Source organism: Salinicola sp., assembly GCF_982684285.1.
In genome coordinates this window covers 1-9,222 of the sequence record NZ_CEXLVS010000089.1, presented here as the reverse complement: position 1 = coordinate 9,222, position 9,222 = coordinate 1, and the positions used below count along the sequence as shown (strand labels likewise).

Sequence of the window (9,222 nt, the reverse complement as noted above, 5' to 3'; positions counted from 1 at the left end):
AGCTGACGCCATCTAATTTTTAGCCGAATGAAATTTATGAACTACAGTAAAAGTGCACCGGGTTGCCTGTCGCAGCCATCATCCTCTACGCAAAAGGAATTTGTCATGAGAAAGAATCTGATCGTTTCCACTATGGCCGCCATGATGCTGATGGGTGTCGCCGGTGGCGCCTTCGCGCAAAGCGACGCGATGGAAGAAGCCGAGCAGGCGAACAACGAACCCATGAACACGGGCAGCGGCGTCACGACGGATGGCAGCCAGGCCTCGGACAAGGCCAGTGGCCACAGCGATGCTGCCAATGAGTCCATGGACGCGGTCGAGGCCGAGACGAGCGAAAAGACGAATATCCAGGAGTCTGAAGACCTGGACGACATCGACGCCGAGGGCCACAGCGACGCGGCTGGCGATGCCATCGAAAGTCAGTGATGGGCTATTGGCGATAGCCGAGGGGCTTCGGCCCCTTTTTCACGCTACGAGAACGGAGTGCTGTTGAGCCAAGTGGTGTGACCGGCCCGATGCCCTGACAAAATGCCGTCCACGGCATTTCCAGACGCCGGGCCGATTCACATTGACAGCGCCGACCCGTAAAGGAGCCCCCACCTTGAACTCGTTTGTCGTTCGTCACTCCTCGACCAATGCAACACAGCGGGCGCCAGAGTGGCTGGTCGTCGATCAACGCTACGACGCTGGTGCCGAGCCTTGCTGGATCGCCTCCCGGCACGCCTTCCCGGAAGAGGCCGAGATGGAAGCCGAACGCCTCAACGGCAACGATACGGCTCCCATCGGAAGCGTCGATTGATATGGCCGGCACGAATGACGACCTTGCACAGCGCACAATCTCTGACGACGGACGCAACCACCAACGATCGGGATGATGCCATGAAGAAGATGATCGGCGCCGCCATCGCCAACTGGCTGAGAAAGCCGGAGAACCGTGAAAAGGCTAAGCGCACGGCCAAGCAGGCATACGCTAAATACCAGCGCCGCAAGGGGAACTCGACGCCCGAGGCGGGTCCCAAGTCTCGCTAGGGGTGGCCCCCTCCCCGCCTGGAAACACCGGCTCCTGCTTCTCCAATCCAATCACGACAATGCGCGTCGATAAAGCGCTTGTCCCTTCGGTGCTTTGACGTCTCGAATGGCTTTCGGACAGCAAAGCGCACTTGAAACCAAGTTATAAAATTAACCAGACATCTAGCTGTATCGCTCTTTCTTCACATTACGATGACAAGAAAGATAATATTCGACATGCATCCAAAGGAAAGCTGAGTGCGTACTCCTTACATATCAAACGAGATCCAGCACCAGCGATGATGGGAGCCAACGCATGTCAAACCGTTACTTCGTTCGAACGGTCAACCCCAATACCCCAATGGAACACTTCGTGGTCGCCGATTTTCATCGGGAAGGGGCTTGCATGAACGTCTATTTCAACCGCCCTGCCGCGATTGAAGAAGCGAGGTGGCTGAATCGCCACCACCACCGCCAGCGACTCAAGAACGCGCGTTTCGAATGGCAGCACGATTTTCACTCACCCCGGGGGCTCCCTCCCAAAATCGAGCCAACAGAGGAAAGCCTCGAGGAGAGCGATCTCGCTTCGAGGCCAACAAAGGCAACGGCTCAAGCCAGTGAGGCAGAGGAGACTCTCTCGAGACGCGGCTCACAACCCCGCAAAACGGCAGAGCAGGTGATGAAGAGCCTGATGAAGCGGCGATTGGTCAATTAAGCTCTGTCTGAAAATCGACGAGCCAGACCGGGCTGGAGGAAAGAGGACGGTGACAGCGGGAGTGTCTGGAGCGGGTGAAGGGAATCGAACCCTCGTCTTAAGCTTGGGAAGCTTCTGCTCTACCATTGAGCTACACCCGCCGCGGGCTTGATCGTAAATCCGGAGACTTGGCGTTTGCAAGCTCGTATTCTCCTGCCGCCCACCCCATCCCCGGTCGTACACCCTAGCGTCTACCGGCAAGAGAGAGCCCGGCCCTCCTGACGAGGGCCGGGCTCTCAATCAGCCTGCGCCTGACCGGCTGACGGTTCGGGAATCGCTGATCCCGCTTCCCTGGCACCGCCTTCCCTGGAGGTTTTCCCTGATGTCGTCCCTGGCCAACAACCGACGCCTGAACAATTCAGTCGTCATCTGGTAGAAGGCATCCACTGAGCAACCACACGATTTTGCACACACACCGGTGATTTTAAAATCTACCCGAGTTAATTAAAAAGGAAGTATTCGGTAGCAATTTGTAACGAAGGCTTGGAGCAGAAAGCGGGAAACGAACGGGCGACGGTAGCGGCAAAAGCGCAAAGCAACGATAAATAAGACCCATAAAAAAATCCCCGACCGAAGTCGGGGAACCAAGGATCTACAACGAACCGTCATCTTATCTTCTCTCCTGGGGAGAAAATAGATCGGATGATCCGATCTTTTGTAAGTTATTGACGACAAGTTTGTAAGACATTGCCGGCAAAATAGAATAAACCCTACCTTTTCCCTCGCTTTCGGCGACGGCTGGTTCATCACAGGCGTCCGTCAGACGACGTCACGCACCCGTTCCCAGGCATGCTCGAGATGTTCGCTCAAGGCCGCCACCAGGGCTGTCGCATCCCGTCGCTCGAGAGATTCGATCATGGATTCATGTTCGGCAACGGCCGCGGCCCACTTCTCCTCGCCTTCGTGCCCGATGAATCTCACCCGCTTGAGTTTCGACTGGAGTGAGCCATGAACCTGGATCAGGGATTCATTATGGCTCAGCGCAACGATGGCGGAGTGGATGCGTTGATTCGTCTTGTAGTAATCGAGACGATTCCCGTCACGATAGTAATCCAGCATCTTGTCATGAAGCTCGCGGACCCCCGCGATCTCCTCGTCGCTCGCTTCGCCGCAAGCCAGGCGCCCCGCCAACTCCTCGAGCGTGCGGATCAGCACCAGCATGTCCTGGATATCCTTTGCCGAAAAGTGGCGAACCGAGGCACCGCGCTGCGGCGTCAGTTCCACCAGCCCTTCACTGGCCAGATAGCGCAGCGCCTCTCGCAGCGGCGTCCGCGAGACGCCGAGCCGTTCGCAAAGTGGTCCTTCGTAGATCCGCTTCCCCGGCTCGAGCTCGCCCTCGATGATCATGTCACGAAGATGGCTGGTGATCGCATCGTGAAGCGAGTGTCTGGCAATCGCGGAACGTGGCGACGTCGTGTCGGACATGGCTGATCTCTTCATGTATGGGGACTCGTTCGTCGAAATAGGCACCTGCTGGAATGTCTCGATTCAGCCGGGAGCCGTCCGTGAGACACGGCCCTGCCGAACAGCGTGGAGACATCATACTGCGCTTGCCGACGCCTTCGCCTCAATACCAACGTATAATGTATACATTTTGATTTTAAGCGCAATCTCCTTTCAACCGGGCACGCCGCCTCAGAGACCAGGAGATATCATGACGCCTTCACCCTCGCGCAAAGACGCTTCCGAGTTGCCGGTCATCGCCCTGGCGATGGGCGATCCTGCCGGCATCAGCCCCGAGTTGACGGCCAAGCTGGCAGCGGACGATACCGTCAACCGGGCCGTCCGCCTGGTCATCATCGGCGATCGTCGAATATTCGACGAAGGCGCACGCATCGCCGGCCTCTCGCCGCCACTCCATGTCGTCGACGGACGAAGTCCGCTCGAGGGTCTGGCGACCGCACCGGCCTTTCTCGATCTCGCCAACCTGGCGCTGGAAGCGGTCGATCAGGGCCAGGCCACCCCGGCCGGCGGTGAATTCGCCTCGGCCAACTTCCGCCGCGCGCTCGCACTGGCCAATGAGGGTCAGGTCGATGCGGTCTGTTTCACCCCGTTCAACAAGAAAGCGATGCGTTATGCCAACCCCGGCTACGACGACGAGATTCGCTTCGTGGCGGACGCCATCGGCTTCGACGGCAAAGCCCGCGAGTTCAACATTCTCGAATCGGTCTGGAATGCACGGGTCACTTCCCACATCCCACTGAAAGACGTCGCCGCGGCCCTGAGCCCGGAGTCGATCGTCGACGAGCTGACGCTGACCCACCGCTGCCTTCAGCAGGCCGGGCATGATCGTCCGCGTATCGCCGTTGCCGGCCTCAATCCCCACGCCGGCGATGGCGGCAGCTTCGGCATGGAGGAGATCGACATCATCGAGCCGGCGATTCGGCGCGCGCGCGAACAGGGGATGGACGTCGAAGGCCCCTTCCCCGCCGACACCGTCTTCCTCCGCGCCGTGAAGGAGGGGTTCCACGCGGTGCTGACCATGTACCACGACCAGGGTCAGATCGCGATGAAGATGATGGGGTTCGATAGCGGCGTGACGATGCTCGGCGGCCTTCCGTTTCCCGTCTGTACCCCGGCCCACGGCACGGCCTACGACATCGCCGGCCGCGGCATCGCCGATCTCGGTGCCTCCCGACAGGCGCTGCTGCTTGCCGCACGCATGGCGGGCCAGGCGCGCAGGGCGGGCGTCTGAAGTTTCACCGCCACGGGCGGTTGCCGGTGGCGGTGAAGGGTAGTGGAAGTCCGATTCAACGAGACAGCTCACGAGCGACACCCACAAGAGCAACAACGCGAGAACCGACAGGAGAAACGCCATGTACAAGCGCAACCCCCTTTCCGCCCATCAGCTCAAGCCTCTGGCCCTGTTCTTTGCCGCACTCACCGTTTCCGGGAGCGCGCTGGCCTGGCAACCGGAGCGCCCCGTCGAGTTCGTGGTGACCTCCGGCGCCGGTGGCGGTACCGATACCTTCGCACGCACCGTGCAGTCGATCATCGGCAAGCACAAGCTGATGGACGAGTCGATCATCGTCTCCAACAAGGGCGGTGGCAGCGGCGCCGAGGGCTACGTCTATTCGGCCTCTTCCAAGGACGACCCCTACAAGCTGACATTCGGCACCAACAACGAGTACCTGCTGCCCGAGGTCGGCGAAATGCCCTACGCCGCCGAGGATCTGCAACCGGTGGCGGCCATGGCCATGGACGAATTCCTGATCTGGGTGAACGGCGATGCCGACTACGCCAGTGCCAAGGATTTCATCGACGCCGCCAAGCAGAATCCCGGCAAGATGCAGTTCGCCGGCAGTCAGTCCAAGGACACCGACCAGACGCTGGTCAGCATGATCGAGGAGGCCACCGGGGCCGATTTCCGCTACGTGCCCTTCAACGGCGGTAGCCAGGCGCTGGTGCAGCTGGCCGGCGGCCACGTCGACGCCAACGTCAACAACCCCAACGAGAACCTCGGCCAGTGGCAGGCCGGCATGGTCAAACCGCTGTGCGTGTTCAGCCCGGAACAGCTGCCCAAGGGCGAGCCTGTCTACGAAGACAAGGGCTGGGGCGATATCCCCACCTGCATCTCCCAGGGTATCGACATCAGCGAATACCGCATGCCGCGGACCGTCTGGCTGCCGGCCGACGCGCCCCAGGAGGCGGTGACCTACTACCAGGAGCTGCTCAGGAAGGTCAGCGAGACCCCCGAGTGGAAGGCTTACACCACCCGGACCGTGCAGACCAGTCAGTTCCTGACCGGTGACGAGCTCGAGCAGTACATCGATGACAACGCCGAGACCGTCAGGAAGGTATTCGAACAGGAAGGCTGGCACGCGTCCTGAGCCCACGCCGGCGGGCAGCCACTGGCGCCCGCCACGCCTCGGAGGGAATCAGCATGACCCACAACGGCATTTCCCGTTACAGCATGGAGATCGCCACGGCGTTGCTGACCGGCGGAATCGGTCTCGCGATCTGCTACGGCGCCTGGCAGGTCGGTACCGGGTGGACCCCGAGCGGTCCGGACTCAGGCTACTTCCCGTTCTGGATCGGCGTGCTGATCGTTGCCGGTAGCGGCGTCAACCTGCTGCGCACGATCGTCGGGCATCGCCACAAGGACGAGATATTCCTGGACGCCGCCAGGCTCAAGTCCCTCGCCCGATTCGTCCTGCCGATCCTCGGCTTCGCGGTGGTCTCGCTACTGCTGGGGCTCTATGTCGGGACCACGCTCTACGTGCTGTTCGCCATGCGTCTGCAGGGCCATTACGCCTGGTGGAGATCGCTGGCCAGCGGCGTGGCGATCAGCGTCTGCTTCTACCTGCTGTTCGAACTCGTATTCCAGGTGCCGCTGCTGAAAGGCCCCCTGGAGCACGCGTTCGGCATCTACTAAGCGCCCGTCTTCAGGGGATCGCACCATGAACAACCTATCACTGCTGATGGATGGCTTTGCCACCATCCTGACCTGGAATCATCTGCTGATCATGGTGAGTGGCGTGATGCTGGGCATGCTGGTCGGCGTGCTGCCGGGGCTGGGCGCCCCCAACGGCGTGTCGCTGCTGCTGCCGCTGACTTTTACCATGGACCCGGTCTCGGCCATCATTCTGCTGAGCTGCATGTACTGGGGGGCGCTGTTCGGCGGCTCCACCACCTCGATCCTGTTCAACATCCCGGGAGACCCTTCGTCTGTCGCCACGACCTTCGACGGCTACCCGATGGCGCGCAACGGCGAGGCGACCCGCGCGCTGACCCTGGCGTTCATGTCCGCCGGCCTCGGTGCGCTCGCCGGCGTGGTCATGATCACGCTGCTGGCCAGTTCGGTGGCCCAGTTCGGACTCAGGTTCTCCTCGCCGGAGTACTTCGCGGTCTACTTCCTGGCGTTCTGCAGTTTCATCGGCATGAGTTCCAGCGCGCCGTCGAAGACGCTGGTCTCGATGATGCTGGGACTGGCCTTCGCCACGGTGGGAATGGATAGCGTCTCCGGCGGGCTGCGCCTGACCTTCGGCATTCCCGATCTGGTCAAGGGCATCAGCTTCCTGGTCGCGGTCATGGGGCTGTTCGGGATCGCCGAACTCATGGTCACCACCGAAGAGGGCCTGAGCTTCAATGGCATCAAGAGCCGCATCCGGGTCCGGGATATCCTGCGCACCATGGCGGAGCTGCCGCGTTACTGGGCATCGCTGATCCGCAGCATCCTGATCGGGATCTGGATGGGCATCACACCCGCCGGGCCGACCGCCGCCTCGTTCATGAGTCACGGCATCGCCAAACGCTTCTCCCGGCATCCAGAACGCTTCGGCAAGGGCGAGCCCAACGGCATCGTCTCGCCGGAAGCGGCGGACCACTCCGCGGGGACCTCCGCGCTGCTGCCGATGCTGGCACTCGGCGTGCCGGGTTCGGCAACGGCGGCGGTGATGATGGGCGGGTTGATGATCTGGGGACTGACGCCGGGGCCGATGCTGTTCATCACCCGCCCCGATTTCGTGTGGGGACTGGTCGCCAGCATGTACCTGGGCAACGTGGTCGCGGTCATCCTGGTCCTGTCGACGGTACCGCTCTACGCCTCGATCCTGCGGGTGCCCTTCGCCATCATCGGCCCGGTGATCGTGGCGGTCATCTTCACCGGCGTCTACCAGGTCGCCAACTCCACCTTCGATTTCTGGCTGCTGCTGTTCTTTGCCCTGCTGGGTTACCTGTTCAAGAAGCTCGATTACCCGGTCGCCCCGCTGGTACTGACCATGGTGCTCGGTCATCGCGCCGAGGAAGCCTTCCGTCAGTCGATGGTGATGTCCGACGGCTCGCTGACCGTGTTCTGGTCCAACTCGCTGGTGACCACGATCATGGGGCTCGGGGTGTTGATGCTGGTGTGGCCGCTGTTCTCCCGCATGCTGGGACTGAGAGGCTGGCGCCGGCGGCTGCATCGCCAGCAGCCACAGGCCTCGAAGCCGGCAACCCCCGACTCGCGTCCCTGAGACAAGGAACTACCGATGCATCTCTCCCACTATCTCGCTGGTGACGCCCCGATTCGCTGCTGCGTGATCGGCTCGGGTGGCTTCGGCCGCAGCTTCATCCTCCACGCACGACATCTGGCTGCCGTGGAGGCGCGCGTGGTGATCGACCTGGATCCGACGCTCGCGGCCAAGGCACTGGTCGACGCCGGTATCGAGTCGGCCCGAATCCGCCACTGCCGTACGCCGGCAGAAGCCAGCCGCGCCTGGGACCGAGGCGACTGGATCGTCGGCGACCGGCTGGAAGCCGTGATCGACCTCCCCCTGGACGTCGTCATCGAGGCCACCGGTCACCCCGAGGCCGGCGCCCGTCACGCCGCGCTGGCGCTGGAGGCCGGCCACCATGTGGCCCTGGTCACCAAGGAGGTCGACAGCGTGGTCGGCCCCGGCCTGGCGGCCATGGCCCGCAAGCGCGGCTGCGTGATCAGCCCGGTGGATGGCGATCAGCCGGCGCTGGCGATCGGCCTGGTCAGCTGGGCCGAAACGGTGGGCCTGGAGATCCTCGCCGCGGGCAAGTCGAGCGAATACGACTTCGTCTTCGACCCATCGACGGAAACCCTGGCCAGCAATGGCAAGCGCATCGACGTCCGCGGCTTCGGGGAGCGCTGGGAGTTGCCCGCGGGGCTGGACAGCGAGGGTCACCGCCAGTGGATGGCGGATCGCGCCCGCCTGGCAGGCGCACTGCCGCAGCACGCGGTGCCGGACCTGTGCGAGATGGCGATCGTCGCCAACGCGACCGGCGTGATGCCGGATCGTCCATCACTGCACTACCCCATCGCCCGTCTCGGCGAGATCGCCGACCTGTTCGTGCCGACTGCCGACGGGGGCCTGTTGACGCGAACGCCGGCGCTGGAGGTCTTCCACTGCCTGCGTCGGCCGGACGAGTTCAGTCTTGCCGGCGGCGTATTCGTGGTCGTGCGCGGCCATGATCGCGCCAGTTGGCAGATGCTGGCCGAGAAAGGCCATCTGGTCGGCCGGCGCGGCGACAGCGCCATGCTGCCGCTGCCCCGCCACCTGCTCGGGCTGGAAGCCGCCACCACCCTGCTGGAAATGGTACGCCGCGGCGTTCCCAGCAGCGTCGCCCAGCCGAGGCCTCATGTCGACCTGATCGCCGTGGCTGGATCCAACCTGAGCGAAGGCACCACGCTCACCGCCCATGGCCACCATCACAGCATCGACCGCGTATCGTCGGCGCTGGTGCCGGCCAGTCCGCTCGGCGACGACGCGCCACTGCCCTACTATCTCGCCGCCAACCGGGTGTTGATGCGCCCGGTCCGCGCTGGCGAGCCCATTCGCCTGCGCGATGTAGCCATCGACGAAAGCTCATCGCTGTGGAAGCTGCGCCAGGATCAGGACGCGCTGTTCTTCGCCGACGCCATGACATCGACCCACGCCACTATCGAGCCCCCCAGAATCGAGGCCCCCAGATGACCACCGATCTTACCGACTGGCCCATCGCTGCTGCCATGC

Annotated in this window: 10 protein-coding genes and 1 tRNA gene; 9 read left to right on the top strand and 2 right to left on the bottom strand. The window is 62.6% G+C overall.

Going from position 1 to position 9,222, the window contains the following annotated elements:
* Window positions 1–105: 105 nt before the first annotated feature.
* From AC3AYF_RS09655 to AC3AYF_RS09640, 4 genes are all read left to right on the top strand, one after another.
* Window positions 106–426 (top strand): hypothetical protein, encoded by a 321-nt coding sequence (locus AC3AYF_RS09655; protein ID WP_295036788.1) that lies wholly within the window; start codon window positions 106–108, stop codon window positions 424–426.
* 175 nt (window positions 427–601) lie between these two features.
* Entirely contained in the window at window positions 602–799 is a 198-nt protein-coding gene (locus AC3AYF_RS09650; protein ID WP_295036786.1) for a hypothetical protein, read from the top strand.
* Window positions 800–879: 80 nt separating this feature from the next.
* Window positions 880–1,029, top strand: a complete 150-nt coding sequence (locus AC3AYF_RS09645) for a hypothetical protein (protein WP_295036785.1) — start codon at window positions 880–882, stop codon at window positions 1,027–1,029.
* Between the two features lie 295 nt (window positions 1,030–1,324).
* Window positions 1,325–1,723: a hypothetical protein gene (locus AC3AYF_RS09640; protein ID WP_295036784.1), complete on the top strand. Its 399-nt coding sequence runs from the start codon at window positions 1,325–1,327 to the stop codon at window positions 1,721–1,723.
* A 66-nt stretch (window positions 1,724–1,789) separates the two neighbouring features.
* Here AC3AYF_RS09640 and AC3AYF_RS09635 read toward each other — a convergent pair.
* A tRNA-Gly gene (locus tag AC3AYF_RS09635) sits at window positions 1,790–1,863 on the bottom strand.
* A 658-nt stretch (window positions 1,864–2,521) separates the two neighbouring features.
* Complete coding sequence (locus AC3AYF_RS09630) at window positions 2,522–3,187, bottom strand: GntR family transcriptional regulator (RefSeq protein WP_295036782.1); 666 nt, start codon at window positions 3,185–3,187, stop codon at window positions 2,522–2,524.
* Between the two features lie 229 nt (window positions 3,188–3,416).
* On the opposite strand from AC3AYF_RS09630, the gene AC3AYF_RS09625 reads away from it, so the two are divergent.
* From AC3AYF_RS09625 to AC3AYF_RS09605, 5 genes are all read left to right on the top strand, one after another.
* Window positions 3,417–4,457 carry a 4-hydroxythreonine-4-phosphate dehydrogenase PdxA gene (locus AC3AYF_RS09625; protein ID WP_487779677.1) on the top strand — a complete coding sequence of 347 codons (1,041 nt, stop codon included), beginning with the start codon at window positions 3,417–3,419 and terminating at the stop codon, window positions 4,455–4,457.
* 121 nt (window positions 4,458–4,578) lie between these two features.
* Complete coding sequence (locus tag AC3AYF_RS09620) at window positions 4,579–5,592, top strand: Bug family tripartite tricarboxylate transporter substrate binding protein (protein ID WP_295036778.1); 1,014 nt, start codon at window positions 4,579–4,581, stop codon at window positions 5,590–5,592.
* Window positions 5,593–5,645: 53 nt separating this feature from the next.
* Complete coding sequence (locus AC3AYF_RS09615) at window positions 5,646–6,137, top strand: tripartite tricarboxylate transporter TctB family protein (protein WP_295036776.1); 492 nt, start codon at window positions 5,646–5,648, stop codon at window positions 6,135–6,137.
* Window positions 6,138–6,162: 25 nt separating this feature from the next.
* Window positions 6,163–7,716, top strand: a complete 1,554-nt coding sequence (locus tag AC3AYF_RS09610) for a tripartite tricarboxylate transporter permease (protein WP_487779676.1) — start codon at window positions 6,163–6,165, stop codon at window positions 7,714–7,716.
* Window positions 7,717–7,731: 15 nt separating this feature from the next.
* A complete protein-coding gene (locus tag AC3AYF_RS09605; RefSeq protein ID WP_295036774.1) occupies window positions 7,732–9,183 on the top strand; it encodes an NAD(P)H-dependent oxidoreductase in 1,452 nt (483 codons plus the stop codon).
* The last annotated feature ends 39 nt before the right edge of the window (window positions 9,184–9,222 follow it).

Bases quoted from the DNA above. Each gene is read 5' to 3' on its own strand.
- AC3AYF_RS09615 (WP_295036776.1), top strand. From the start codon at position 5,646: ATGACCCACAACGGCATTTCCCGTTACAGCATGGAGATCGCCACGGCG.
- AC3AYF_RS09630 (WP_295036782.1), bottom strand. From the start codon at position 3,187: ATGTCCGACACGACGTCGCCACGTTCCGCGATTGCCAGACACTCGCTT.
- AC3AYF_RS09640 (WP_295036784.1), top strand. From the start codon at position 1,325: ATGTCAAACCGTTACTTCGTTCGAACGGTCAACCCCAATACCCCAATG.
- AC3AYF_RS09605 (WP_295036774.1), top strand. From the start codon at position 7,732: ATGCATCTCTCCCACTATCTCGCTGGTGACGCCCCGATTCGCTGCTGC.
- AC3AYF_RS09610 (WP_487779676.1), top strand. From the start codon at position 6,163: ATGAACAACCTATCACTGCTGATGGATGGCTTTGCCACCATCCTGACC.
- AC3AYF_RS09645 (WP_295036785.1), top strand. From the start codon at position 880: ATGAAGAAGATGATCGGCGCCGCCATCGCCAACTGGCTGAGAAAGCCG.
- AC3AYF_RS09625 (WP_487779677.1), top strand. From the start codon at position 3,417: ATGACGCCTTCACCCTCGCGCAAAGACGCTTCCGAGTTGCCGGTCATC.
- AC3AYF_RS09620 (WP_295036778.1), top strand. From the start codon at position 4,579: ATGTACAAGCGCAACCCCCTTTCCGCCCATCAGCTCAAGCCTCTGGCC.
- AC3AYF_RS09655 (WP_295036788.1), top strand. From the start codon at position 106: ATGAGAAAGAATCTGATCGTTTCCACTATGGCCGCCATGATGCTGATG.